Origin of the sequence: Cellulomonas sp. GbtcB1, assembly GCF_019091725.1 — a bacterium.
Taxonomy (GTDB): domain Bacteria; phylum Actinomycetota; class Actinomycetes; order Actinomycetales; family Cellulomonadaceae; genus Cellulomonas.
This window is the reverse complement of the sequence record NZ_JAGXJG010000432.1, coordinates 1-244: the sequence shown is the minus strand read 5'-3', so window position 1 is coordinate 244 and position 244 is coordinate 1. Positions and strand designations below refer to the sequence as shown.

At 76.2% G+C, this 244-nt stretch carries 1 pseudogene; it reads left to right on the top strand.

Features of this window, described 5'->3' with window-relative positions:
- Positions 1 to 244 (top strand): annotated as a pseudogene (locus KVT14_RS20945) (diphosphomevalonate decarboxylase); the annotation flags it as partial.

Sequence of the window (244 nt, the reverse complement as noted above, 5' to 3'; positions counted from 1 at the left end):
GGGTGGGCGGCGGGCTCGGTCTTGGGCGGCCTGGTGGTCTGGCGCGCGGGCCCCGACGACGCCTCGTCGTTCGCCGAGCCCGTGCCGGGCGGCGAGGCGGGCGGCCCGCTCGACCCGGCGATGGCCGTGGTCGTGCTCGACGCCGGGCCCAAGTCGATCTCGTCGCGCGAGGACATGCGCCGGACCGTCGAGACCTCTCCGTTCTTCCCGTCCTGGACCGAGTCGACCGAGGTCGACGTCGCGC